The organism is Serratia sp. NCCP-200 (assembly GCF_059697885.1).
In genome coordinates this window covers 458,974-483,907 of the sequence record NZ_BAAKUJ010000004.1, presented here as the reverse complement: position 1 = coordinate 483,907, position 24,934 = coordinate 458,974, and the positions used below count along the sequence as shown (strand labels likewise).

The 24,934-nt window shown below is 55.2% G+C and carries 18 protein-coding genes, 1 tRNA gene and 2 rRNA genes; 14 read left to right on the top strand and 7 right to left on the bottom strand.

Annotated elements, in window-relative coordinates; genetic code table 11:
- The 7 genes from rrf (AC6HVW_RS16645) to aceK all read left to right on the top strand — a co-directional run.
- Positions 1 to 93 (top strand): 5S ribosomal RNA (rrf, locus tag AC6HVW_RS16645); the annotation flags it as partial.
- A gap of 13 nt (positions 94 to 106) precedes the next feature.
- A tRNA-Thr gene (locus AC6HVW_RS16640) sits at positions 107 to 182 on the top strand.
- 54 nt (positions 183 to 236) lie between these two features.
- A 5S ribosomal RNA gene (rrf, locus tag AC6HVW_RS16635) occupies positions 237 to 352 on the top strand.
- A 195-nt stretch (positions 353 to 547) separates the two neighbouring features.
- Positions 548 to 1,477: a homoserine O-acetyltransferase MetA gene (gene metA / locus AC6HVW_RS16630; protein WP_071681653.1), complete on the top strand. Its 930-nt coding sequence runs from the start codon at positions 548 to 550 to the stop codon at positions 1,475 to 1,477.
- Between the two features lie 375 nt (positions 1,478 to 1,852).
- Positions 1,853 to 3,451, top strand: a complete 1,599-nt coding sequence (gene aceB / locus AC6HVW_RS16625; RefSeq protein ID WP_186486647.1) for a malate synthase A — start codon at positions 1,853 to 1,855, stop codon at positions 3,449 to 3,451.
- A 46-nt stretch (positions 3,452 to 3,497) separates the two neighbouring features.
- Positions 3,498 to 4,805 (top strand): isocitrate lyase, encoded by a 1,308-nt coding sequence (aceA, locus tag AC6HVW_RS16620; protein ID WP_021180852.1) that lies wholly within the window; start codon positions 3,498 to 3,500, stop codon positions 4,803 to 4,805.
- Positions 4,806 to 4,866: 61 nt separating this feature from the next.
- Positions 4,867 to 6,612 carry a bifunctional isocitrate dehydrogenase kinase/phosphatase gene (gene aceK, locus AC6HVW_RS16615; protein WP_071681649.1) on the top strand — a complete coding sequence of 582 codons (1,746 nt, stop codon included), beginning with the start codon at positions 4,867 to 4,869 and terminating at the stop codon, positions 6,610 to 6,612.
- Between the two features lie 33 nt (positions 6,613 to 6,645).
- On the opposite strand, the gene edd is transcribed toward aceK, so the two are convergent.
- The 3 genes from edd to iclR form a co-directional block, all read right to left on the bottom strand.
- Positions 6,646 to 8,460: a phosphogluconate dehydratase gene (gene edd / locus AC6HVW_RS16610; RefSeq protein WP_071681647.1), complete on the bottom strand. Its 1,815-nt coding sequence runs from the start codon at positions 8,458 to 8,460 to the stop codon at positions 6,646 to 6,648.
- Positions 8,461 to 8,525: 65 nt separating this feature from the next.
- The gene (gene gntK, locus AC6HVW_RS16605) at positions 8,526 to 9,065 is read right to left on the bottom strand and encodes a gluconokinase (RefSeq protein WP_071681645.1); all 540 of its coding nucleotides are present in this window, start codon (positions 9,063 to 9,065) and stop codon (positions 8,526 to 8,528) included.
- 258 nt (positions 9,066 to 9,323) lie between these two features.
- Positions 9,324 to 10,154, bottom strand: a complete 831-nt coding sequence (gene iclR, locus AC6HVW_RS16600) for a glyoxylate bypass operon transcriptional repressor IclR (RefSeq protein ID WP_024484007.1) — start codon at positions 10,152 to 10,154, stop codon at positions 9,324 to 9,326.
- A gap of 275 nt (positions 10,155 to 10,429) precedes the next feature.
- Between iclR and metH the strand changes: the two genes are divergently transcribed.
- On the top strand, positions 10,430 to 14,110 hold the full coding sequence (gene metH, locus AC6HVW_RS16595) for a methionine synthase (protein ID WP_186486646.1): 3,681 nt from the start codon (positions 10,430 to 10,432) through the stop codon (positions 14,108 to 14,110).
- A gap of 37 nt (positions 14,111 to 14,147) precedes the next feature.
- Entirely contained in the window at positions 14,148 to 14,714 is a 567-nt protein-coding gene (locus tag AC6HVW_RS16590; protein ID WP_071681639.1) for a glycerol-3-phosphate responsive antiterminator, read from the top strand.
- A gap of 34 nt (positions 14,715 to 14,748) precedes the next feature.
- Here AC6HVW_RS16590 and AC6HVW_RS16585 read toward each other — a convergent pair whose 3' ends face one another.
- Positions 14,749 to 16,197 carry an FGGY-family carbohydrate kinase gene (locus tag AC6HVW_RS16585; RefSeq protein WP_186486645.1) on the bottom strand — a complete coding sequence of 483 codons (1,449 nt, stop codon included), beginning with the start codon at positions 16,195 to 16,197 and terminating at the stop codon, positions 14,749 to 14,751.
- A gap of 20 nt (positions 16,198 to 16,217) precedes the next feature.
- The gene (locus AC6HVW_RS16580) at positions 16,218 to 17,498 is read right to left on the bottom strand and encodes an MFS transporter (protein ID WP_186486644.1); all 1,281 of its coding nucleotides are present in this window, start codon (positions 17,496 to 17,498) and stop codon (positions 16,218 to 16,220) included.
- A gap of 464 nt (positions 17,499 to 17,962) precedes the next feature.
- On the opposite strand from AC6HVW_RS16580, the gene AC6HVW_RS16575 reads away from it, so the two are divergent.
- The 5 genes from AC6HVW_RS16575 to AC6HVW_RS16555 all read left to right on the top strand — a co-directional run bounded on the left by AC6HVW_RS16575 (position 17,963) and on the right by AC6HVW_RS16555 (position 23,413).
- On the top strand, positions 17,963 to 18,748 hold the full coding sequence (locus AC6HVW_RS16575) for an SDR family oxidoreductase (protein WP_071681636.1): 786 nt from the start codon (positions 17,963 to 17,965) through the stop codon (positions 18,746 to 18,748).
- 70 nt (positions 18,749 to 18,818) lie between these two features.
- Positions 18,819 to 20,273 carry an FAD-binding oxidoreductase gene (locus tag AC6HVW_RS16570; protein ID WP_071681634.1) on the top strand — a complete coding sequence of 485 codons (1,455 nt, stop codon included), beginning with the start codon at positions 18,819 to 18,821 and terminating at the stop codon, positions 20,271 to 20,273.
- A gap of 54 nt (positions 20,274 to 20,327) precedes the next feature.
- On the top strand, positions 20,328 to 21,662 hold the full coding sequence (locus AC6HVW_RS16565; RefSeq protein ID WP_071681632.1) for an MFS transporter: 1,335 nt from the start codon (positions 20,328 to 20,330) through the stop codon (positions 21,660 to 21,662).
- A gap of 12 nt (positions 21,663 to 21,674) precedes the next feature.
- Positions 21,675 to 22,478, top strand: a complete 804-nt coding sequence (locus AC6HVW_RS16560; protein WP_071681631.1) for an electron transfer flavoprotein subunit beta/FixA family protein — start codon at positions 21,675 to 21,677, stop codon at positions 22,476 to 22,478.
- Positions 22,475 to 23,413: an electron transfer flavoprotein subunit alpha/FixB family protein gene (locus AC6HVW_RS16555; protein WP_081367020.1), complete on the top strand. Its 939-nt coding sequence runs from the start codon at positions 22,475 to 22,477 to the stop codon at positions 23,411 to 23,413. Before AC6HVW_RS16560 ends, AC6HVW_RS16555 begins: the two co-directional genes overlap by 4 nt.
- Here AC6HVW_RS16555 and AC6HVW_RS16550 read toward each other — a convergent pair.
- Positions 23,410 to 23,682: a ferredoxin family protein gene (locus AC6HVW_RS16550; RefSeq protein ID WP_059199039.1), complete on the bottom strand. Its 273-nt coding sequence runs from the start codon at positions 23,680 to 23,682 to the stop codon at positions 23,410 to 23,412. The genes AC6HVW_RS16555 and AC6HVW_RS16550 overlap by 4 nt on opposite strands.
- Positions 23,679 to 24,932, bottom strand: a complete 1,254-nt coding sequence (locus AC6HVW_RS16545; protein ID WP_071681627.1) for an FAD-dependent oxidoreductase — start codon at positions 24,930 to 24,932, stop codon at positions 23,679 to 23,681. The genes AC6HVW_RS16550 and AC6HVW_RS16545 overlap by 4 nt, the downstream gene beginning before the upstream one ends.
- Between the last annotated feature and the right edge of the window lie 2 nt (positions 24,933 to 24,934).

The window sequence follows — 24,934 nt, the reverse complement described above, 5'->3', positions numbered from 1 at the left end:
CCCACCTGACCCCATGCCGAACTCAGAAGTGAAACGCCGTAGCGCCGATGGTAGTGTGGGGTCTCCCCATGCGAGAGTAGGACACTGCCAGGCATCAAATTAGCGTGCTGATATGGCTCAGTTGGTAGAGCGCACCCTTGGTAAGGGTGAGGTCCCCAGTTCGACTCTGGGTATCAGCACCACTTTATTTAAGTGGTTTAGAAGTTCGGCAGAAAGAAAAGAATCAAAAGAATTTGCTTGGCGGCAATAGCGCGGTGGTCCCACCTGACCCCATGCCGAACTCAGAAGTGAAACGCCGTAGCGCCGATGGTAGTTTGGGGTCTCCCCATGCGAGAGTAGGACACTGCCAAGCATCAATTAAGCCGAGAGGCCATCCGCAAGGATGGCCTTTTTGCTTTTCTGCGGTTTGAAATTCCCCATGCTGGCTGACAGCCTGGCGATGAAACATTTTCACCTTCCCGTTGAATCCTCGACATGACGCTAAAAAAGCGTTATCTTCGGGCATCTAGAAGTCTAAACGTATAAACGGATGTGTGAGGGGTAAGCAATGCCGATTCGTGTTCCTGATGAGTTACCTGCGGTCAATTTCTTGCGTAATGAGAATGTGTTTGTTATGACATCCTCACGCGCAAAAACACAGGAAATCAGGCCGTTAAAGGTACTTATCCTCAACCTGATGCCGAAAAAGATCGAAACGGAAAACCAGTTTTTGCGTTTGCTTTCCAACTCGCCATTGCAGATCGATATTCAGCTACTGCGTATCGATAGCCGTGAATCGAAGAACACGCCTACGGAGCACCTGAATAATTTCTACTGTAACTTTGAAGATATCCAGAATGAGAACTTTGACGGGCTGATCGTCACTGGCGCTCCGCTGGGCCTGGTGGACTTCTGTGATGTTGCCTATTGGCCGCAGATCGAGCGAGTGATCGAGTGGGCCAAGGATCATGTGACTTCAACCCTGTTTGTCTGCTGGGCAGTGCAGGCCGCGCTAAACATCCTGTACGGCATTCCAAAGAAGACGCGTGAGGTGAAGCTCTCCGGAGTGTACCAGCATCGTACGCTGCACCAACATGCCTTGCTGACCCGAGGTTTTGATGAAACCTTCCTGGCTCCTCACTCCCGCTATGCTGATTTCCCAACCGAGATCCTGCGGCAGTACACCGATCTGGATATCCTGGCTGAATCAGAACTGGCTGGCGCCTATCTGTTCGCTACCAAGGATAAGCGCATGGCCTTTGTCACCGGGCATCCGGAATATGACACCCTGACGTTAGCGGGTGAGTATTGTCGTGATAACGATGCAGGCCTCAACCCGACCATACCGCTAAATTATTTCCCCGATGACAACCCCGAATTGCCCCCCGCAGCTTCATGGCGAAGCCATGGTCACCTGCTGTTTTCCAACTGGTTGAACTACTACGTTTACCAGATCACGCCGTTCGATCTGCGTCATATGAATCCTACCCTCGAGTGACATTTTTCTCTGCACCGGGTGGCTGAATCGAGGCCGCCCTGATTTACCCCGCCGTTTTCCCTGCCAAATCTGCAACGTTTTAGCATCGATAAATCATTTAAAAACAATACATTACCTGCACTCTTTGATCTAAATGGAACCGGTTTCCTGGTTTGCTATAAATGATAAATAATCTAATCAATTGATAATAAAAGGTTAATAAAATATTTATTAAAAAAATGGAAATCGTTTTTGATTTTTAATTTTTGTTGGTTATTCTAGGATCCTGCGGGATGACATCTGACCAGTTGGCGGTCTTTTTTTCACCCGATTTCCGACAACAATGCTTCGCCTGGCCTGCAATGGCGGCGTGGAATGATGGAAAGGATCAAGACAATGACGCAACAGATGGTAGGCACAGAATTAGCGTTTACACAGGCTTTCGGCTCTGCAGAGCGGCAGATACTGACGAATGAAGCGGTCGAGTTCCTGGCTGAACTGGTGGGGAAATTTACGCCGCAACGCAACAAACTGTTGGCGGCACGCGCCAGCTGGCAAGAGAAAATAGATCGCGGCGAGCTGCCTGGATTTATTTCGGAAACGGATTCCATTTGGCAGGGTGACTGGCAGATCCGCGGCGTTCCCGCTGACTTGCGCGACCGTCGGGTTGAGATTACCGGTCCGGTTGAACGCAAAATGGTGATCAATGCCCTCAATGCCAACGTCAAAGTGTTTATGGCCGACTTTGAAGACTCACTGGCACCCAGCTGGGACAAGGTTATCGATGGGCAGATCAACCTGCATGATGCGGTCAACGGCACCATCTCTTACACCAATGAAGCCGGCAAGATTTACCAGCTCAAACCCAACCCGGCGGTGTTGATTGCCCGCGTGCGTGGCCTGCATTTGCCGGAAAAACACGTGCAGTGGCAGGGGGAAGCGATCCCTGGCGGGTTGTTCGATTTTGCACTCTATTTCTTCCATAACTATCGTCAACTGCTGGCAAAAGGCAGTGGCCCGTATTTCTACCTGCCGAAAACCCAGTCCTGGCAGGAGGCTGCCTGGTGGAGCGAAGTCTTTAGCTTTACCGAGGATCGCTTCGAGTTGCCGCGCGGCACCATCAAGGCCACGGTATTGATTGAAACCCTGCCTGCGGTATTCCAGATGGACGAGATCCTGTATCACCTGCGCGATCATATCGTCGGGCTGAACTGTGGCCGTTGGGACTACATCTTCAGCTATATCAAAACGCTGAAGAACCATGGTGATCGGGTGTTGCCAGACCGTCAGTCCGTCACTATGACCCAGCCTTTCCTCAGTGCTTATTCACGCTTGCTGATCAAGACCTGCCACCGCCGCGGTGCTTTTGCGATGGGGGGGATGGCGGCATTTATCCCCAGCAAAGACGCCGAGCAAAACGCGGTGGTGTTAGGCAAGGTGCGCGCGGATAAAGAACTGGAAGCGACCAATGGCCATGACGGGACTTGGGTGGCACATCCAGGTTTGGCCGATACGGTGATGGAAGTGTTTAACCGCATCCTGGGGGAGCGGCAGAATCAACTAGAGGTGCTGCGTGAGAATGATGCACCAATCACGGCGGCGCAACTGCTGGAACCGTGTGACGGTGAGCGTACCGAAACCGGCATGCGCGCCAATATCCGCGTTGCGGTGCAATACATTGAAGCCTGGATCTCCGGCAATGGCTGCGTACCGATTTATGGCCTGATGGAAGATGCCGCCACCGCCGAGATTTCACGTACCTCAATTTGGCAGTGGATCCATCACGAGAAAAGCCTCAGCAATGGCCAACAGGTAACCAAGGCCCTGTTCCGCCAGATGCTGCAGGAAGAGATGCAGGTCGTTCGTAAAGAATTGGGTGAAGCGCGTTATCACGCAGGCCGTTTCGAGGAGGCGGCACAGCTGATGGAACGCATCACCACGCAAGATGAATTAATCGATTTCCTGACCTTACCCGGCTACGAATTACTGGCCTGAAACCGTTCCTGACCTTTAACCCTACAGTATTGAAAAGGATAAAAATATGACGACCTCTCGTACCCAACAGATCCAACAGCTGGAACAGGAATGGAAATCAGCACGCTGGGAGGGCATCACCCGCCCTTACAGTGCAGAAGACGTGATCAACCTGCGTGGCTCGGTCAATCCGGTTTGCACGTTGGCGCAAAACGGTGCGGCGAAACTCTGGGAATTGCTGCATGGCAAATCCCGCAAAGGGTACGTGAACAGCCTTGGGGCGCTGACCGGTGGCCAGGCGCTGCAACAGGCGAAAGCCGGCGTTGAAGCGATCTACCTGTCCGGTTGGCAAGTAGCGGCTGATGCCAATACCGCTGCCGCCATGTATCCCGATCAGTCACTGTACCCGGTCGACTCGGTCCCGACGGTGGTTGAGCGTATCAACAATACCTTCCGTCGGGCGGATCAGATCCAGTGGGCAAACCAGATTGAACCCGGCAGCAAAGGCTATACCGATTACTTCCTGCCGATCGTGGCGGATGCCGAAGCCGGATTTGGCGGCGTGCTAAACGCCTTTGAACTGATGAAGGCGATGATCGAAGCCGGTGCGGCAGGGGTACATTTTGAAGACCAACTGGCGGCGGTGAAGAAGTGTGGCCATATGGGCGGCAAGGTCTTGGTACCGACCCAGGAAGCTATCCAGAAGCTGGTTGCAGCGCGCTTGGCGGCTGACGTTCTCGGTGTCCCAACCCTGCTGATTGCCCGTACCGATGCCGATGCGGCGGATTTGTTGACCTCCGACTGCGATCCCTATGACAGCGCCTTTGTGTCCGGCGAACGCACCGCCGAAGGTTTCTACCGCACCCATGCCGGTATTGAGCAGGCCATCAGTCGTGGTTTGGCTTATGCCCCTTACGCCGATCTCGTGTGGTGCGAAACCTCAACGCCGGACCTGGAAGCTGCGCAACGCTTTGCCGATGCGATCCATGCCAAGTTCCCGGGCAAGCTGTTGGCCTATAACTGCTCACCGTCGTTCAACTGGAAGAAGAACCTGGACGATCAGACTATCGCCCGCTTCCAGGATGCACTGTCTGCCATGGGCTACAAATACCAGTTCATCACGCTGGCCGGTATCCACAGCATGTGGTTCAACATGTTCGATCTGGCACACGCTTACGCGCGTGGCGAAGGCATGAAGCACTATGTTGAAAAAGTGCAACAGCCTGAATTTGCCGCAGTCGAGCGCGGTTACACCTTTGCTTCGCATCAGCAGGAGGTGGGAACCGGCTACTTCGATAAGGTGACCACCATTATTCAGGGGGGCGCTTCCTCGGTAACGGCACTGACCGGTTCCACCGAAGAACAGCAGTTCTGATCCCCAAGGGGCCTGGCATGGCGCCAGGCTCTGGTTTCATTCCTGAATGGCAGAGGCAAAGATGGCGGAAAAACTGGAGCTGTTGATTGCACAGACGATCCTGCAGGGCTTTGATGCGCAATATGGCCGCTTTCTTGAAGTCACGGCCGGAGCGCAGCAGCGTTTTGAGCAGGCAGACTGGCCCGCCGTACAACAGGCGATGAAACGACGTATCCATCTTTACGATCACCACGTCGGTCTGGTGGTAGAGCAACTGAAATGCATCACCGGGCAGAAATATTACGATGAGGATTTCCCTAATAGGGTGAAGGCGGTTTATACCGAGCTGTTGCCCGACTACCCGCGTTTTGAGATTGCCGAAAGCTTCTTTAATTCGGTTTACTGTCGGCTGTTCAAACATCGGGATTTAACCCCGGACAAGCTGTTCGTTTTCAGCTCGCAGCCCGAACGGCGCTTTCGCGATATTCCCAGGCCGTTGGCACGTGATTTTACTCCCAATGGTGATTTGGCTGCCATGCTGCACAGCCTGTTGACCGACTTGCCGTTGCGCCTGCCGTGGGAAGACCTGCCACGTGATATTCGCTATATCACCCAAGCCTTACTACAGACCTTCAGCTCCCAACAGTTAGCTGGAGCGACGTTCCAAATCGGCAATGAGCTGTTCTACCGTAACAAGGCGGCCTGGTTGGTCGGTAAGCTGCGGGTGGCCGACGGGGTCTACCCGTTCCTGTTGCCGATCCACCACAGCGAGTCTGGCGCGTTGTTCATAGATACCTGCCTGACCAGCAAGGCCGAAGCCAGCATCGTGTTTGGCTTTGCCCGTTCCTACTTTATGGTGTATGCCCCGTTGCCAGCGGCGATGGTTGAGTGGCTGCGGGAGATCCTGCCGGGCAAGACCACCGCCGAACTGTATATGGCGATCGGCTGCCAGAAGCATGGTAAAACCGAATGCTACCGTGAATACCTGAATTTTATGGCGCAGTCGCAGGAGCAATTCATTATTGCGCCGGGCGTGAAAGGCATGGTGATGCTGGTGTTTACGCTGCCGTCGTTTGATCGGGTATTCAAAGTGATCAAAGACGAATTCGCGCCGCAGAAAGAGGTTACGCAGGCGCAGGTGATGGCCTGCTACCAACTGGTAAAAGAGCACGATCGCGTCGGGCGGATGGCCGATACCCAAGAATATGAGAATTTTGTGGTGGATAAGGCACGCATCAGCCCGCAACTGCTGGCGGAGTTGCAGCGCGAGGTGCCGGAAAAGCTGGAAGATCTCGGCGATCGGGTGGTCATCAAGCACTTGTATATGGAACGGCGGATGACGCCGTTAAATCTGTATCTTGAGCAGGCAGACGAACGGCAAATGCATGACGCCATTGAAGAATATGGTAATGCGATCAAACAGCTGGCTGCGGCCAATATCTTTCCTGGCGATATGCTGTTCAAAAACTTCGGCGTGACGCGCCATGGGCGCGTGGTGTTTTACGACTACGACGAGATTTGCTACATGACCGAGGTGAACTTCCGTAATATTCCACCGCCGCGCTACCCGGAAGATGAACTGGCCAGCGAACCCTGGTACAGCATTTCACCCAACGACGTTTTCCCCGAAGAGTTCCGCCATTTCCTGTGTGGCGACCGGCGTATCCGCAAGGTCTTTGAGGAGATGCACAGCGACCTGTTTGAAGCGGACTACTGGCGAGGGTTGCAGCAGCGCATTAAGGAGGGACACGTCGAGGATGTGTTTGCCTACCGTAAAAAGCGGCGTTTCAGCCAGCGGTTACCTTCGGGGTACGCGCAGGCTGGCTGATAGCAGGCCCAGCAGGCTGGGCCATGGTCAGGATTAAAACGTGATACAGCAGGCGCCCTGTTCGGCCCCGGAAAGCTGGCTGCGTAACGCGCCAAACAGTTCACGGCCACAGCCGTTCCTTTCGCCGCTCAGATCGGGTTGATAGGGAATGCGCTGGGCCAGCTCTGCTTCGGCGACCAGCAGTTGCAACTCGCCGGTGTGTCCATTCACCCGGATCATATCGCCGCTTTGTACTTTGGCCAGCATACCGCCGGTGTACGCCTCCGGGGTGACATGGATCGCCGAAGGAACCTTGCCGGAAGCGCCGGACAGGCGGCCATCGGTCACCAACGCCACCTTGAAGCCGCGATCCATCAATACCCCAAGCGGTGGCATCAGCTTATGCAGTTCAGGCATGCCATTGGCCTGTGGCCCCTGGAAACGCACGACCACCACGCAGTCCCGATCCAGTTTGCCTGCTTCGAAGGCGGGGACGATATCGTGCTGGCTTTCGAATACGACCGCCGGGGCTTCGATAATCTGATTTTCGGCAGGCACCGCCGACGTTTTCATCACCGCGCGGCCCAGATTACCGGCCAGCACCTTGGTACCGCCATGGTGCTCGAACGGTTTGGCTATGCTGACAATCACGTTAGCGTCCAACGAACTTGCGGCCCCGTCGCGCCAGGCCAACTGGCCATTGTCCAACCAAGGTTCCTGAGTGTAGCGCTCCAGGCCGAAACCGGCGACGGTATGCACATCCTGATGCAACAGGCCGTTGTTCAACAGCTCACGCACGACCAATTGCACACCGCCCGCCGCCTGGAACTGGTTGATATCCGCCGGGCCGTTGGGGTAGATGCGGCATAGCAGTGGCACTGCATCGGAAAGCTCAGAGAAGTCGTCCCAGTTGATGATGATGCCCGCTGCGCGAGCCATGGCTACCATATGCATCGTCAGGTTGGTGGAGCCCCCGGTGGCCAGGAGCGATACGATGCCGTTAACCACTACTTTTTCATCCACCAATTGGCCTATCGGTAGGTAATTACCGGCGGTTTCTGTCAGGCGGGTGACTTGGCGAGCGGCGGCATCATTGAGCGCATCGCGCAGCGGCGTGTCTGGGTGAATGAAAGAGGCACCGGGCAGATGCAGGCCCATCACCTCCATCACCATCTGATTGGTGTTGGCCGTGCCGTAGAAGGTGCAGGTGCCAACGCCATGATAAGAGGCGGCCTCGGCTTCCAGCAGCGCGTGGCGATCGGTTTTGCCCTCGGCATACAGCTGGCGCACGCGTACTTTCTCTTTATTTGGCAGGCCGCTGCTCATCGGCCCGGCAGGCACAAATACGGCAGGCAAATGGCCGAAGGACAAGGCGGACATTACCAGCCCTGGCACAATCTTGTCGCAGATACCCAGGAACAACGCGCCGTCGAACATGTTATGGGAGAGGCCGATGGCTGCGGACATGGCTATCACATCGCGGCTCATCAACGACAGCTCCATGCCGTCCTGACCTTGCGTCACGCCGTCGCACATTGCTGGCACACCACCTGCGACCTGGCCAACGGCGCCAACGCTGTGTAACGCCTGCTTTAGCCGCTGTGGATAGCTTTCATAAGGCTGGTGGGCAGAGAGCATATCGTTGTAAGCGGTGATGATGGCGATATCGCTGCGCACCATGTTTTTCAGGGCAGCTTTATCGTCGGGTTGGCAGGCGGCAAAGCCGTGGGCCAGGTTGCCACAGGCTAGCTGTGAGCGGTGTACCGTCTGCGTACGGGCTGAGCTAATACGTGCCAGATAGGCAGCTCGGCTCTCTTTTGAACGTTCAATGATGCGTTGTGTTACACGTGCCAGGGTGCTGTTAATCATACCATCCTCACAATGCAGCCCTAATGCGCGCGGCGAGGGCCAGTTATGTTGTTCAGAACATCTCGTTATGCACAGGCTTCTTGCGGCAGAAAGCTCTGGATATGTCGCACAGTGTCGGCAATCACCGCATCCAGTGGCTGATCGATATCTATGGCCTGGACGTCAATTTCATCTTGGCCCGGCTGCTCCAGCGTGGCGAACTGGGTCACCAGCATTTGGGGTTTGAAGAAATGCCCCTTGCGGGCAGCCAGCCGAGCCTCGATCACCGGGAAGTCGCCGTGCAGATAGATGAATGACAGATTGTCATTACCGGCACGCAGCCGATCGCGATAATGTTTTTTCAGTGCAGAGCAAACGATGATCGAGACCGCATTGGTACGCTGCATGGCGAAAGCCGCGTCGTTTAGGGCGGCCAACCATGGTGCGCGATCGTCGTCATTGAGCGGTTCGCCTGAGGCCATTTTCTGGATATTGCAGCGCGGATGGAGAAAGTCACCGTCCAGGAAGTTGGCGGATAGCCGTTGGGCTACGGCACTGGCGACGGCAGACTTGCCGCTGCCGGAAACGCCCATAATGACGTAAACACGATTCTGATTATTGATCATGGTTTGGTTCCCCCACCTGCGAGTCATAGTCTGCTGCGGCTATATTATTTAATGAATGATTGTTACCGGTAACATGTTATCGGTAACATTGTCGGAGGAAGCGCCAAAGGTTGCAATCGGCTTTCGGTGGCAAGATCGCTAATTGTGATCGAATTCATACTTTTCGCTGGAGGCGAAACAAAGTCTCTACAGCGCGATACAGAAAAATAACAGCGGGGATTTGCTCAGGGCTTAGGGCGCAATGCTGCGCCCGTCTAATCACCGTACGCCGCCGTACTCCAGGCTGATTTCTTTTGCCGCATGGATCACTAGCGCACCCAGTTCGGTAACGCGATCGTCGGTAATGCGTGATACCGGGCCGGAGATGGAGATGGCGGCAAAGGCTTCGCGGTGTTCATCAAAAATGCAGGCGGCCAGACAGCGTAGGCCCAGGGCATGCTCTTCATCGTCGAACGAGAACCCCTGCTTGCGGATCACCGCCAACCCTTCTTTCAGGTTATGTGGCGTGAGCGTGTGTGGGGTATAGGTGTGCATGCCTTTTTTATGCAGCAGCCGGGTTACCTCATCGTCCTGCATGCTGGCCAGAAAGGCTTTGCCTGCGCCAGAGGCGTGCATCGGCAGCTTGCCGCCAATCGGGGCTGACATGCGCATCAACGCGGTGCATTGTACCTGATCGATAATCACCGCCTGATCCTCGGCTTTGTCCATCACCGCCAGATTGACCGTTTCCCCCGACTCTTCCATCAGGCGGCGCAGCGTTGGGTGCACCATCGCCAGCAGGTTACGGCTTTGCAGGAAGCTGCTGCCCACCACAAACGCATGTGCTCCCATGGTCCACAGGCCAAGATCGCCCACCTGACGGACAAACCCCTGCTGTTGCATGGTCGTCAGCAGGCGATGGGTGGTGGAGTTGGGCAACCCGGCTTGCTGGGCCAGATCGGTCAGCGCTACGTTGCCCTGCGCTTCGGCAATATATTCCAATAGTTTCAGACCACGGGTCAGTGACTGGACCTGGCCGGTCGCCGTGCTGGTAGCGGGTGCGGCAGCGCGGGGTTTTTTACCGCGTTTGGCGGGAACGGGAGTGGCCATGATTCACCTTGTGCTTTCCGTATGATGGAATTCATTTTCGTTTTTTGAGTATGAATTGCAAGTTGCTTCTCCGCTCATCGGATCTGTTGGTCGGCGAACCTGAAAAACTCTCAATACCCGCTCGCACCTTTGCCGCCATAACCTGTGCTAGGATGTCAGACCCTCCATCTTTCAAGTTGCAGGATGCATGACGGGCGCAGCGTGCTGCGCCGCTACAACATTGGGATGTGGGGTAATAAGTCGTCGGGCGGATAATCGGGTGTGAAGGGGCTACAGTGACAAATCGAGTGGAACAACTGCGTCAGCAGCTATCGCAGCGTATTTTAGTGTTGGACGGCGGTATGGGCACCATGATCCAGAGCTATCGGCTGGAGGAGGCAGACTACCGCGGTGAGCGTTTTGCCGATTGGCAAAGCGATCTGAAAGGCAATAACGACCTGCTGGTGTTAAGCAAGCCGGAGGTGATCACTGCGATCCACAACGGTTACCTGGAGGCGGGGGCCGACATCCTCGAAACCAACACCTTCAACTCGACCACTATCGCGATGGCCGACTACCATATGGAGTCGCTGTCCGCCGAAATTAACTACCAGGCCGCTTTGCTGGCACGCGCTTGTGCTGATGAATGGACGGCACGCACCCCGGAAAAACCGCGCTACGTTGCTGGCGTACTGGGCCCAACCAACCGTACTGCCTCAATTTCCCCTGACGTTAACGATCCGGCCTTCCGTAATGTCTCTTTTGATCAGTTGGTAGAGGCCTACCGCGAATCAACCCGCGCGCTGGTGGAAGGGGGCGTCGATCTGATCATGATCGAAACCATCTTCGATACCCTGAATGCCAAAGCGGCGGCCTTTGCGGTCGAAACCGAATTTGAAGCGCTGGGCGTGACCTTACCGATCATGATTTCCGGCACCATCACCGACGCCTCTGGCCGCACCCTTTCCGGCCAGACTACGGAAGCGTTCTACAACTCGCTACGTCACGTTAAGCCGCTGACCTTTGGCCTGAACTGTGCGCTCGGCCCGGATGAGTTACGCCAATACGTGGCGGAATTGTCTCGCATCTCTGAAAGCTACGTCACTGCCCACCCTAACGCCGGTTTACCCAATGCCTTTGGTGAATACGATCTTGATGCCGAAGAGATGGCTAAACAGGTGGGCGAATGGGCGCATGCTGGTTTCCTCAATATCATTGGTGGCTGCTGTGGCACTACTCCGGCGCATATCGCCGCAATGGCTAAAGCGGTTGAGGGCGTACCGCCACGGCAGTTGCCAGAGTTACCGGTAGCTTGCCGCCTGTCCGGCCTGGAACCGCTGAATATTGATGCCAAATCGCTGTTCGTCAACGTGGGTGAGCGTACTAACGTTACCGGTTCGGCCCGATTCAAACGGTTGATTAAAGAAGAAAAGTATAACGAGGCATTGGCCGTGGCCCGCCAACAGGTGGAGAGCGGCGCCCAGATCATCGACATCAACATGGATGAAGGGATGCTCGACGCCGAAGCGGCGATGGTGCGTTTCCTCAGCCTGATCGCCGGTGAGCCGGATATCGCCCGCGTACCGATCATGATCGATTCCTCCAAATGGAGCGTGATCGAAAAGGGCCTGAAATGCATTCAGGGTAAAGGCATCGTCAACTCGATCTCGATGAAAGAGGGCGAAGAAGCCTTTATCCACCATGCCAAACTGGTGCGCCGCTACGGTGCCGCCGTGGTGGTGATGGCCTTCGATGAAGTTGGTCAGGCGGATACTCGCCAACGCAAATTTGAGATTTGCCGCCGTGCTTACCAGATCCTGACCGAACGCGTGGGTTTCCCGCCGGAAGATATCATTTTTGACCCGAACATTTTTGCCGTCGCTACCGGTATCGAAGAGCATAACAACTATGCCGTCGACTTTATCGAAGCCTGCGCCGACATCAAAACCCACCTGCCGCACGCGATGATCTCCGGCGGCGTGTCCAACGTCTCCTTCTCGTTCCGTGGCAACGATCCGGTGCGTGAAGCGATCCACGCGGTGTTTCTGTATCACGCCATTCGCAACGGCATGGATATGGGGATCGTCAACGCCGGGCAGTTGGCGATCTATGACGATCTCAGCACCGAACTGCGTGAAGCCGTTGAGGATGTGGTGCTCAACCGCCGTCAGGATGGCACCGAGCGCCTGCTGGAACTGGCGGAGAAATACCGGGGTAGCAAAGACAATGAAGTGGCGGTGCAGCAGGCCGAATGGCGCGGCTGGCCGGTAGTGAAGCGCCTGGAGTATTCGCTGGTCAAAGGCATTACCGAATTTATCGAGTTAGACACCGAAGAAGCGCGCCAGCAGGCGGATCGCCCGATCGAAGTGATCGAAGGGCCACTGATGGCTGGTATGAACGTGGTAGGTGACCTGTTCGGCGAGGGCAAAATGTTCCTGCCGCAGGTAGTGAAATCGGCCCGCGTGATGAAGCAGGCAGTGGCCTATCTCGAACCTTACATTGAGGCCAGCAAACAGAAAGGCACCACCGCCGGGAAAATTCTGCTGGCGACGGTGAAGGGCGACGTGCACGACATCGGCAAAAACATCGTCGGCGTGGTGCTGCAATGTAACAACTACGAAATTATCGATCTGGGCGTGATGGTGCCGACGGACAAGATCCTGAAAACCGCCCGCGAACAGAATGTGGATATTATCGGTCTGTCTGGCCTGATCACCCCGTCTCTGGACGAAATGGTGAACGTGGCAAAAGAGATGGAGCGCCAAGGCTTTACGCTGCCGCTGCTGATCGGCGGGGCGACCACCTCCAAGGCCCATACCGCGGTGAAGATTGAGCAGAACTACAGCGGCCCGACTACCTACGTGCAGAACGCCTCGCGTACCGTTGGTGTGGTTGCGGCACTGCTGTCAGACACCCAGCGGGACGAGTTTGTCGCCCGCACCCGCAAAGAGTACGAAACCGTGCGTATCCAGCACGGGCGTAAAAAGCCGCGTACGCCGCCGGTCAGCCTGCAACAGGCGCGGGATAACGCTATGGTGCTGGATTGGGAAAACTATCAGCCACCGGTTCCGAACAAACTTGGTGTGTTCCCGGTTGAGGCCAGCATTGACACGTTGCGTCATTATATCGACTGGACGCCGTTCTTTATGACCTGGTCGCTAGCGGGCAAGTATCCGCGCATTCTGGAAGATGAAGTGGTAGGGGAAGAGGCCAAACGCCTGTTCCAGGATGCCAACGAAATGCTGGATATGCTGGCCGCTAACGGTAGCCTCAACCCGCGAGGCGTCTATGGTCTGTTCCCGGCCAACCGCGTCGGGGATGATGTAGAAGTCTACCGGGATGAAAGCCGTGAAGAGGTGCTGGTGGTCAGCCGTCATCTGCGTCAGCAAACGGAAAAGACCGATTTCCCTAACTACTGTCTGGCCGACTTTGTGGCCCCGAAAAGCAGCGGCAAAGCCGACTATTTTGGCGCATTCGCAGTCACGGGCGGCTTGGAAGAGGATGCTTTGGCGGCGGCTTATGATGCCAAGCATGACGACTACAACAAGATCATGGTCAAAGCGTTATCCGATCGTTTGGCAGAGGCCTTTGCCGAATATCTCCACGAGCAGGTGCGCAAGCTGCACTGGGGCTTTGCCGCAGATGAAAACCTGAGTAACGAAGAGCTGATCCGTGAGAATTATCAAGGTATTCGCCCGGCCCCCGGCTATCCTGCTTGTCCAGAACATACCGAAAAAGCGGAGATCTGGCAGTTGCTGGACGTTAACCGCCATACCGGCATGGAACTGACCGAATCCTTCGCCATGTGGCCTGGGGCAGCGGTATCCGGCTGGTATTTCAGCCATCCGCAAAGCAAGTACTTTGCCGTGGCCCAGATCCAGCGCGATCAGGTCGAAGACTACGCGCAGCGTAAGGGGATGAAGATCGGTGACGTAGAGCGCTGGCTGGCCCCGAATCTGGGATACGATGCAGATTAATTTTCAGCCAGCAGGCTGAAAGAGACAGGGGAACAACGTGTCTATCGAAGAACTGTTAAAGCTGCACCCGGTGATCGCAGCGGTAAAAGATAATGAGAGCCTGCAGATCGCGGTCAAGTCGAACTGCCAGATCATCTCGGTGCTGTACGGCAATATCTGTAATATTGGGCGCATCGTGCAGCAGGTGAAGGAGGCTGGCAAATACGCTTTTGTGCATGTTGATTTGCTGGAAGGCAGCTCCAACAAGGAGATCGTGATTAATTTCCTGAAAATCGTCACGGCGGCGGATGGCATTATCAGCACCAAGGCCTCGATGGTGAAGGCGGCGCGTCAGCAAGGCTTCTACACCATTCACCGGCTGTTTATCATGGACTCGATTTCCTTCCACAATATCGACAAGCAGGTGGCGCAATCGACGCCGGACTGCATCGAAATCCTGCCGGGTTGCATGCCTAAGGTGCTCGGTTGGGTGGCAGAAAAGATCGACTTGCCGATTATTGCCGGTGGCTTGGTGTGTGATGAGGATGATGCGCAAACCGCGCTGAATGCCGGGGCCATCGCTGTTGCCACCACCAATCACGACGTATGGAAGTTGAAATTGTAATGATAAGGGCACCGAAGGCCGGTGCCCCTGCCTGTTAGTCGACCAACGGACTGAGTGCCTGTAGCAGCGGGTCCAGATGTTGGTTTACCCGTTGATACACCTGCTGATTCAACTGATTGTAGAACCGATGATTAGCCATATTCGGTGTAAAACTGTCCCCCATTCGTACCAGCTTCTGCGCGGCCTGTTCGTAATCGCTAAAGACGTTCACCGCCATCCCGGCGTTGATGGCACAGCCCACCGCTGCCGAACCTTTCATCATGTTACGGCTGGTGGGGATGCCAAACACGTCGGCAAAGATCTGCATAAACAGATCGCTGTTGGCCCCGCCGCCGGAAATAATCAGGTGCTTGAACGGGGTTTTCAGCTCCAGCGCCATCTTGTCCATATGGTTTTTCATGGTGAAGGCGATGCCCTCCAGCACCGAACGGTACATATGGGCACGGGTATGGCGGCCATCGAAGCCAATCATGGCCCCTTTACGGAATTCCGCTTCTGACGGTGGTGCCCAGTCGTGTACGGTGATCAGGCCTTCACAACCCGCAGGAACGCGCTCTGCTTCCTGATTCAGTAACTCCTCAATGCTGATTCCGGCATCATGGGCATCCGACAGTGCGGCCGCGCCAAACTGATCGCGGAACCAACTGATGGTCCACATACCACGGCGCACGCCCATGCACTCATACAGGTAACGCCCTGGGATAGAAGCTTGGAACGGCCAGAAGTTTTGCGCGTCCTTCACGTTGGCATGGCCGTGTACCATGGCACCGATATAGGTACCGAGGGAAATCAGCGCGACGCCTTCATCCAGTGAACCGGCACCCAGTGCTTCCACCGCTTTGTCATGTGCGGTAGCCACCACCGGAATACCTGCGGGGATGCCAAGCTGCTGCGCTACCTGCTGGGTGATGTGGCCGAGGATTTCACCGGGTTTCACCACGTCCAGTACCATGTCGCGCGTCAGGTTGCAGCTTTGCCAGGCGGCGGGATCGGTGCTCCAATCGAGGCTGTCGTTGTCCATCGGCCACCAACCGATGTAGTTGGCACAGGTGTCTTTGAACTCACCGGTCAGGCGATGGGTGATGTAACCCGAGGTGGTCGTCACATAACGTACGCACTGATAGGCATCGATATATTCGTAAGGTTTGTTCAGGCGCTTATCCATCCAGTTGATTACCGGATAGGCCAGCTCACCATTGTCCTTCAGCAGCACCCGGCAACAGCGGACGATGCAAATGCCCATCGCCAGAATGTCCTGCGGCTTGCCACCACGTTCGCCAAAACGCTGCATGGCGCGGCGGAAAGCCACCTTAAGTGAATCCCATAGATCGTCGTCCGGGTGTTCTGCCAGCAGCGGGGCTGGGATATCCATCTTGCGTAACTGCTGTTTCCCTTCGCAAATTGCGTTGCCGTCCAGATCAAAAATCACCACTTTGGCGCTCTGGGTGCCCACGTCCACACCCATCAGGTACTTGCTCTTCATGTCGCAACTCCTTGAGATAATTATTCGGTGACCGGCTGTGTTGTTGTGTTTTTGGCGCCGGCGCGCTTGATGTTGTTAAACAGCAGGAAGGTGAACACCACGACCAGGCAGGTTGCCCCTAACCCCATCAGCCACATATTGTGATAAGCCTCGGCGGCGGGCAGCGTGTCCTGCCAATGGCCGATAACCGGGTAAACAAACACGTCGGGCAGGAAGCCGATCACCGAGCAGATCCCCACGGTGGTGCCCATAATGTATTTTGGCGTTCTGGCTTCGCCGATACAGGCAAAGTACAGCCCACGTGACGCGTAGCAGGTGAAGGCCAGCAACAGGATCAGGCCAATCTCCACGGCGACCGAGGTCGGGTTCTGGTTGGTGATCAGCAAGACGGCTAGGGTGGCCAGGCTGACTAACGCCAGTAACTGAATAGCTCGCGTGGGTGATTTCAGCCGGGTGTAAGTGGTGATGATCCCACCGAGTGGCCCGCACATGGCCCGGAAGATTTTGTTGATCACAATCCCCATATAGCTGGCGGCGACCAGGGTCATACCGTACATTTCGGTCAGGTAGTTGGTGGAGTAGCTGAGGATGGCGTAGATGGTATAGACGCCAAAGATAATCATGCTGCAATACCAGGTGGTGCTGATTTTGAGCACCGAGAGAATATCCCCCAGGCTGAATTTATGCGGTTTTTCGCTCTCGTCACTGGTGACAAAGCCGTCTGTAACAAAGAACCAGCAGAGAATGCCCAACAGGATATATACGCCGCTGTAGATCAGGATCACCGCCTTCAGGCTGTTGGGGTTTTCCGGCGCGAACAGCGAGAAGATCCACATGGTGAATACGGCCAGGGCCATCACACCCACGCCGCGTAGCCCCTCCATCCAACCCATGATTTTGCCCTGCTCTTCATGGTTGCCGAGCAGCGAGGCCGCCTTGATCGAAACCGACCACAACAGCAGGATAGTGGTGATCGCGAAGGCGACCTGGATCAGGATCATCACCCAGAACGGTGGATAGACTGCCATCAGCAACCCCAGCAGGCCAGTGGCGATCATCGCGAAAGTCATCATCTTTCTATGAGAGAACTTATCGGCAACGATCCCGCTAGGGGCATACAGAATAATCGCGGTGATGCCGAAAGTACTCATAATCAAGCCGATCTCGGTATTGGAGAACCCCATAAACTTGGCCATCGGGATTTGGTAAATATAACGCAGATAGGCGAGATCGAAACTTACTCCGCCGCTGATACTTATTATTGCCAGCGTTAACCAACGGTGGGAATTATTTTTTTCCATGGTGAAGTTCCGCATAAATACACCCATTAATGGTTAATGTTTGGAGTGACTCCCTTCTTTTAACCGTTATTGGGTACATCGCGTTAAACAAAAAAAGAGAAAAGCAAGCTTCCCGCAGTGCAGGAAGTTACTTTTCTCTTCGTCTCTTTCAGTAACTGCGGTAATAAATAGCACGGCAACCTATAATTCATCTGTGAGAGTTATCACAAAACCGAAGTAGGGAACATTAGACGGGATCTGATTGCATAGTAATTCACCGAGTTAGTGCGAAATAAATAAGTTTTAATATCAATCCGACCTGGCAAGAAATGAAACTGTGATAGGCATCACGGAATAGCCTTGACCCTATGTGTTACTTTTTTTGCCAGTTACTAGAGATGAAGAGAAAAGTAACTTCTCTGCCAAGCGCAGGGAGGTTGCTTTTCTCTTTTTTTTGCGTTTTTTCCAGACCAAGGGGCAAAATCATGTCAATAAACGCGTTAAATGAGTTCTCGTTAGATTTCTTCTCGCTAAAAGGCAAAACCGCCATCGTCACCGGTGGCAACAGCGGTCTGGGGCAGGCATTTGCCATGGCGTTGGCCAAAGCCGGTGCCAACCTGTTCATCCCAAGCTTTATCATGGATAAGGGCGAAACCCGCGAAATGATTGAGCGGCAAGGGGTGAAGGTTGAGTTTATGCAGGTGGACATTACTGAGAAAGGCGCGCCTGCCAGAGTGATTGCCCAGTGTCTGGAGACCTTCGGTTCGGTGGATATCTTGGTGAACAACGCCGGTATCTGTAAGCTGAATAAGGTACTGGATTTCGGCCGCGAAGACTGGGATCCGATGATCGATATTAACCTGACCGCAGCCTTTGAATTGAGCTATGAAGCAGCAAAAATCATGATCCCGAAAAAACAGGGGAAAATCATTAATATCTGTTCCCTGTTCTCTTATTTGGGCGGCCAATGGTCACCGGCGTACTCGGCCACTAAACATGCGTTGGCCGGTTTTACCAAGGCCTATTGCGATGAATTAGGGCAATACAATATTCAGGTTAATGGTATTGCGCCAGGCTATTATGCGACAGATATTACGATCGAAACGCGTAAAAACCCAGAAACCAATAAGCGCGTTCTTGACCATATTCCGGCTAATCGTTGGGGTGAAACGCAGGATCTGATGGGCGCGATGGTATTTTTAGCCAGTCGAGCCTCTGATTATGTTAATGGTCATTTGTTAGTTGTCGATGGCGGTTATTTGGTTCGCTAAATTAATGGGTGGTTCCTTTTAATTTTACTTAAGCCGATTTTATCTATTATTAATTTAGGAAGGGTTATTTATGTCTCTGTCCCGTGAAGAAATTGTCGTTCAGTTAAAAGAACTTGTTGGCCCAGAGCGGGTGATTACCGACGAAAAAGTGCTGCAGAAAAACAGCGTAGACCGTTTCCGCAAATATGCCGATATTCATGGCGTGTTTACCCAGCCGCTGCCTGCCGCCGTGGTGAAATTGGCCGACACCCAGCAGGTGTCCGATGTGCTGGCGTTCATGAATAAGCACGGCATTACTGGCGTACCGCGCACCGGGGCTTCGGCCACCGAGGGCGGGTTGGAAACGGTAGTGAAGAATTCCGTGGTGCTGGATGGCTCGGGAATGAATAAGGTCATCAACATTGATATCCGTAATATGCAGGCCACGGCGCAGTGCGGCGTACCGCTGGAAGTGCTGGAAAATCAATTGCGTGCCCAGGGTTATACGACCGGCCACTCTCCGCAATCCAAGCCGTTGGCCCAGATGGGAGGCCTGGTGGCAACACGTAGTATCGGTCAGTTCTCTACGCTGTACGGCGCGATTGAAGACATGGTGGTTGGGCTGGAAGCGGTGTTCCCGAACGGCAACATCACCCGCATTAAAAACGTACCGCGCCGTGCCGCTGGCCCGGATATCCGCCACGTGATTATCGGTAACGAAGGGGCGCTGTGTTTTATCACCGAAGTGACGGTGAAAATCTTCAAATACATGCCGGAAAACAACCTGTTCTACGGTTACATCCTCGATAACATGGCAACCGGTTTCGACATCCTGCGGGAAGTGATGGTCGAAGGCTATCGCCCTTCCATTGCCCGCTTGTATGACGCAGAAGACGGGACCCAGCATTTTACCCACTTTGCCGAAGGCAAATGCGTGCTGATCTTTATGGCCGAAGGAGCCAAAGGGATCGCGCAGGCGACCGGCGCGGGGATTGATGAGATCGTTAAACGCTATCCGGAATGTCAAAAGGTCGACAGCAAGTTGATTGAAACCTGGTTCAACAATCTGAACTGGGGCCCGGAAAAAGTGGCGGCAGAACGTGTACAGATCATGAAGACCAACAATATGGGCTTCACCACCGAGGTTTCCGGCGACTGGGGCTGCATCAATGCGATTTACGAGAATGTGATCCGCCGCATCCGCGATGAGTTCCCACATGCCGGTGATATCACTATGCTGGGCGGCCACTCGTCACACAGCTATATCAACGGCACCAACATGTACTTCGTGTACGACTACAACGTGGTGGACTGCAAGCCGGAAGAAGAGATCGACAAGTATCACAATCCACTGAATAAAATCATCGTGGAGGAGACCATCAAGCAGGGTGGTTCGATGGTGCATCACCATGGTATAGGTAAGCACCGTGTGCACTGGACCAAGGATGAACACGGCAGTGCCTACTATATCCTCAAGGCGCTGAAAGAGGTGTACGACCCGAATGGCATCATGAATACCGGCACCATTTATCCGATTGAAAAATAACAATCCTGTCTGGCCCGGCTTGCCGGGCCTTTTGCGCTGGAATAGGGGGTAACGATGACAACACGGCTGCCTCGGCAAGTGCGCATGGATGATATTCCGCTCAACGCTTTTCACTACAAAATGGCGGGGCTGACCTTTGGCGCTCACCTCACCGATGGCTATGTACTGGGCGTGATAGGCTTTGCGCTGGCCCAGCTCAAGCCGCAGATGGGGTTGACGCCGTTTTGGGAAGGAATGATTGGCAGCTCGGCGCTGATTGGCCTGTTCCTGGGCAGCCTGGTATTGGGTTGGGTTTCCGACCATATTGGCCGTCAGAAAATTTTCAGCTTCAGTTTTGTCATCATTACGTTGGCTTCCGTGATGCAATTTTTCGCCACTACGCCGGAACAGCTGTTCTGGCTACGGGTATTGGTCGGGATCGGGCTAGGGGGCGATTACGCCGTAGGCCATACCATGCTGGCCGAGTTTGCTCCGCGTAAACATCGCGGCATCCTGCTGGGATCCTTTAGCGTGATCTGGACGTTAGGCTACGTCGCCGCTGGCTTTGCTGGCCATTTCCTTGCCGATCTGGGGCCGGAGTCTTGGCGCTGGCTGTTGGCTTCCAGCGCCGTGCCTGCGTTGATGATTATGCTTTTACGCATCGGTACGCCAGAGTCGCCACGCTGGCTGATGCGCAAAGGGAGGATCGCCGAGGCTCATCTGGTAGTGCTGCGCTGTTTTGGCCCGCAGGTGATCCTCAATGACGAAATCCCGGTAGAAACCGCACGCCATATGCACACCTTATTTTCACCGCGTTACTGGCGGCGTACCGCGTTCAACAGCCTGTTCTTTGTCTGCCTGGTGATCCCTTATTTCGCCATTTATACCTTCCTCCCCTCGATCCTGACCACCCTGGGGCAGAGCCAAAGCTTTGCTACCGATTTGCTGCTTAATGGCTTGCTGATGGTGGGTGCGGTGATGGGAATTGCCCTTACCCAATGGTTGCCGCGCCGTCGCTTCCTGATCGGCGCGTTCTGGATCCTGGCTGTCAGCCTGGGGACATTGGCCTTTGTGCCTCCGGGTCAGGGAGCCATGTTAATGCTGTTTGCTCTGTTTACGCTGACGATTTCGGCGGTCAGTAACCTGGTCGGGGTATTCCCGGCGGAAAGCTTCCCGACCGATATTCGTTCACTGGGGGTCGGTTTTGCCACCTCGATGAGCCGGCTTGGCTCGGCCATCGGCACCGCTTTGCTACCGGTGTCGATGCTTTCACTGGGTCTGCAAGGCACCATGCTGATCCTGACTGGCGTATTGGTGCTGGGGGCGGTGGTCTCGATCATGTGGGCGCCGGAAACCAAGGATATGACGCTGGTGGGCGCCTCCTCGGTAAAGCCGTTAATCGCCCACTGACAGGAGAAACGGATGAATCTGCTGTTGGCGATTAAGGTCGCACCGGATCTGGGCATGTTGGCAAAAAGCGATTGGCAACCCGATGGGCGGTTGCAGATTGATACCCACTTTGCCCGACGTCTATTAAGCGGCTATGACGAAAGTGCGGCGGAAATGGCGCTGATGCTGCGTGATGAGAGGGAACTTAATCTGAGCGTCGTGACGGTGGCCGATGCTATGGCCGAACCGGCGCTGAAGCAACTGATGGCGCTGGAATACCAGCAAGCTGTACGCATTGAACCTCCTGCAGAGTGGGATCTACGTTTTAACCCTGCAACGGTTGCCGCCCTGATCGCGGCCTATCAGCAGCATATGGGATCCCAACAGGTGATCATCATGGGCGCGCAAAGCCTGGAAGGGCAAAATAGCCAAACGCCCTTGCTGTTGGCTGAGCGCCTTGGCTGGCCCTGTATCACCGGCGTTTGCCAATTAGCTGCGGCAGAAGAAGCGGGGGCCTTAAGGGTTACTCGGCAAACAGCTTATGGGCAGGAGGTGATGACAGTGATGCCTCCTTTGGTGCTGGTCGTGGGGAACTCGCAACAGGCGAGTGCATTACGTGTTCCTACGTTGCAGCAGAAGCTGGCGGCGGGTAAACGGCAGATCCAACGTCTGTCACCTGCCGAGCTGGCGATGACCGAACAGCTTGCCGGTGATGTGCGGCTGTGTGGTTTAAGCTATCTGGAGCATCGTCGCGCCGGGATAGTGATTGAGGGGGACAGCGTGGAGCAGAAAGTGCAGCGGTTGTGCCGGGATTATCTCGGTGAAAGGTGGCCATGATGACTATTGCACTGATATTGGATGCAGATGCCCCTAACTTTGCTACGCAGGCCAGTCAGATTAATCAGTTCTTGCGGCTGAGCGAGCTTACTGCAGAGAGCCTGGAGCTGTGGTTATTCAGCAACGGGGTACCGCAGAGTCTGCCACGCCTGGACGGTGAGGTAGTAGAAATACGTTGGGTTAGCGCTCCCCGGCTGGCAGAGACGCGATTAGCGGTATTGGAGCAGATGCGGCAAGCTTTCACACCCCGATTACTGCTGTTTGCTGGAGATGAAGGCGGCGAGTTGGCCACGAGACTGGCCTGCCGGAGTGGTGGTTCTGCCTGCTGTGCGGTAGAACGGGCGCACATTAACGGCAGCGAATGCCGGGTAACCAAAGCCGTCTATGGCAACCATCTCACCGCCGAGCTGGCGATGATGCGGGAGCCTTGGTGCCTGGGCGTGGCCCGCAGCGGAGCGGTAAGCATGGAAATAGTGCCAGGCCCGGTGGCAGCCGAACGCTTTGAGCCAGCCAATATACCTGATGCCGAGTGGATACTGGCTTCGGCGTGTTCACCACAGCCCGCAGCGTCACCGCTGAGCCAGGCGCGCTTCGTGCTGGCCATCGGGGAAGGGGTTGGCAGTGCCGGGCAGGTTGCCCATATGCAGCAGTTAGCTACCCGCATAGGTGCGGAGCTGGCAGCCAGCAGACCAGTAGTAATGAACGCCTGGTGCGAGATGGATCGCTTGCTGGGCATGTCCGGTGCCATCATTGCCCCTGAGGTGTGCATTGCTGCCGGGATTTCCGGTGCTCCGGCGTTCGCCATCGGTATTCGCCATAGCAAGCTGATTGTGGCGATCAACCAGGATCCACAGGCGGCTATTTTTGCCCAGGCAGACGTAGGGATTGTGGGGGACATGCACGAGGTGCTAGAGGCTCTGGCCCAGGCCCTTTAACCGAAGCGGAACTCAATCCCGTTGCCTGCCTGCGGATAGCGCCAACGGGTAATGGTTTCTTCCCCACACAGCAGGCGGCAGGTGCCGCATTCCAGGCACCCCTGTACGTCGAAACGCAGGCTGCCGTCCGGCTGGAACTGGTACAGCCCGGCGGGGCAGGCGATCACCAAACGCATCAGCATCGTCCGATCCTGTGCATCGGCCAGGATGATGTGTGGATTGGCGTGATCCCCCTGATAATGGTTATGGCTGAGATCGGGCTGGTTCATAGGCTGCGCATTCCATTGACGGTATCTTTCAGTAATTGCTTCAGGCCGATGCGGCTCGCGTGGCGCCATAGTAGCTTGCGCAACGGCGTAGGGGCATTTCCATTGACCTCAAACATCTCTTGCAGCACGTCGGCAGCCAACTGCGGGTAACGGCTAAACCAATGGGGCGACTGCAACATCATCTCCGGCAGACGCCGATACTGCTGGATCAGCGCCCAGAGCGAACTTTGCTGTAACCGCAGGGGGTAATGCTGCAACTCTTGCCCGGCAATCAAGGTTTCCGCTGCCGCCTGTGCCGATAGCATCGCCAGATCCATACCCCGCACGGTATGCCCGGTATTAATACATAACCTCGCGGCATCGCCGACCAGTAGATAGCCAGGACCAAACAGCGGTGGCATGCTTTCCACCCCGCCTTCGGGGATCAGATGGGCGCTGTATTCCCGTAACTCGGTATTTTTCAGCAATGGCCGCACGGCAGGGTGTTGTTTGAACTGTTGCAACATCTGCGGCAGGGCGATTTTATTCTCAGTGAGGCTGGAAAGATTACATACTACGCCGAGCGACAGGCTATCGCGGTTGGTGTACAGGAAACCACCGCCGACTTTCCCCTGCGTGGGCTGGCCAGCGAACAGCCAGGCGCAACCTTGGTTATCCTCCAGTGCGAAACGATCTTCCAACCGCTCGCGCGGCAGTGCCAACACCTCTTTCACGCCGATCGCCATCGTTGCTGCTGGTGGCTTTGGCTGCAATCCGGCATGCTCACCAAGCAGCGTATTGGCCCCTTCTGCCAGGATCACCGTATTGGCGTATAACGCTTCACCCGCCGCCATAACGCCGACCACCCGGCCTTGCTGCACGATCAGCTCATCGACCAAGGCACCGGTCAGGCATTGTGCCCCGGCGGCTTCCGCCTGTGCCATCAGCCAGGGATCGAAACGGGCGCGCAGCAGGCTGTAGGAACAGGGCAAGGTATGGCGATAATCTAGCGTCACCGCGCTATTGCCGCTCACCATTGAGAGCCTTTCCTGGGTGATATGGCGTTCCAGAGGGGCGGTAGCGGCAAAATTTGGCAGCAGATTGGCCAAGACATGGGTGTATAACCTGCCACCGCTAACGTTTTTACTGCCCGCCTGAGTACCCCGTTCCAGTAACAAAGTATTGATGCCCGCGCGTGCCAACAACAGCGCCGCGGTGCAGCCCGCAACGCCGCCGCCAACAATAATGGCTGCAAAACCAGGATGTTCCATCA

Excerpts from the sequence above, each read along its gene's own strand:
- aceB (WP_186486647.1), top strand. The coding sequence starts at position 1,853 with ATGACGCAACAGATGGTAGGCACAGAATTAGCGTTTACACAGGCTTTC.
- metA (WP_071681653.1), top strand. The coding sequence starts at position 548 with ATGCCGATTCGTGTTCCTGATGAGTTACCTGCGGTCAATTTCTTGCGT.
- AC6HVW_RS16575 (WP_071681636.1), top strand. The coding sequence starts at position 17,963 with ATGTCAATAAACGCGTTAAATGAGTTCTCGTTAGATTTCTTCTCGCTA.
- AC6HVW_RS16555 (WP_081367020.1), top strand. The coding sequence starts at position 22,475 with ATGATGACTATTGCACTGATATTGGATGCAGATGCCCCTAACTTTGCT.
- AC6HVW_RS16545 (WP_071681627.1), bottom strand. The coding sequence starts at position 24,932 with ATGGAACATCCTGGTTTTGCAGCCATTATTGTTGGCGGCGGCGTTGCG.
- aceK (WP_071681649.1), top strand. The coding sequence starts at position 4,867 with ATGGCGGAAAAACTGGAGCTGTTGATTGCACAGACGATCCTGCAGGGC.
- AC6HVW_RS16585 (WP_186486645.1), bottom strand. The coding sequence starts at position 16,197 with ATGAAGAGCAAGTACCTGATGGGTGTGGACGTGGGCACCCAGAGCGCC.
- gntK (WP_071681645.1), bottom strand. The coding sequence starts at position 9,065 with ATGATCAATAATCAGAATCGTGTTTACGTCATTATGGGCGTTTCCGGC.
- AC6HVW_RS16580 (WP_186486644.1), bottom strand. The coding sequence starts at position 17,498 with ATGGAAAAAAATAATTCCCACCGTTGGTTAACGCTGGCAATAATAAGT.
- AC6HVW_RS16570 (WP_071681634.1), top strand. The coding sequence starts at position 18,819 with ATGTCTCTGTCCCGTGAAGAAATTGTCGTTCAGTTAAAAGAACTTGTT.
- AC6HVW_RS16565 (WP_071681632.1), top strand. The coding sequence starts at position 20,328 with ATGACAACACGGCTGCCTCGGCAAGTGCGCATGGATGATATTCCGCTC.
- iclR (WP_024484007.1), bottom strand. The coding sequence starts at position 10,154 with ATGGCCACTCCCGTTCCCGCCAAACGCGGTAAAAAACCCCGCGCTGCC.
- AC6HVW_RS16550 (WP_059199039.1), bottom strand. The coding sequence starts at position 23,682 with ATGAACCAGCCCGATCTCAGCCATAACCATTATCAGGGGGATCACGCC.
- edd (WP_071681647.1), bottom strand. The coding sequence starts at position 8,460 with ATGATTAACAGCACCCTGGCACGTGTAACACAACGCATCATTGAACGT.
- AC6HVW_RS16560 (WP_071681631.1), top strand. The coding sequence starts at position 21,675 with ATGAATCTGCTGTTGGCGATTAAGGTCGCACCGGATCTGGGCATGTTG.
- aceA (WP_021180852.1), top strand. The coding sequence starts at position 3,498 with ATGACGACCTCTCGTACCCAACAGATCCAACAGCTGGAACAGGAATGG.